Here is a 312-nt window from a genome sequence, read left to right on the forward strand (position 1 = left end):
TCCTCTCTCAGACACCGACTGGAACCGCCTGGCAAAAATCAAGGAGCTGACGCCGGGCGAAATGACGGCGGAATCCTACGACGACACCTATCTGGACGATGAAGACGCCGACTGGAACGCCACCGCGCAGGGGGCAAAGTCCGCCGGTGATACCTCCCTGACGCTCGCCTGGAAGCCGGGGGAGCAGGGCCAGAAAGACCTGGTCGCCTGGTTCAATGATGGGTCAGTCCGGTTTTATAAAATCAAATACCCGAACGGCACCGTTGACGTGTTCCGCGGGTGGTGCAGCAGCCTGGGTAAGGCCATTCCGGC

1 protein-coding gene is annotated in these 312 nt (G+C 60.6%); it reads left to right on the top strand.

The genetic code is table 11. The features are described from left to right. Positions 1–312: phage tail tube protein (locus GYRE_RS23105; RefSeq protein ID WP_038258915.1), on the top strand; the 312-nt coding region annotated here is incomplete at both ends.

It is taken from the genome of Yokenella regensburgei ATCC 49455 (assembly GCF_000735455.1).
Taxonomy (GTDB): Bacteria; Pseudomonadota; Gammaproteobacteria; order Enterobacterales; family Enterobacteriaceae; genus Yokenella; species Yokenella regensburgei.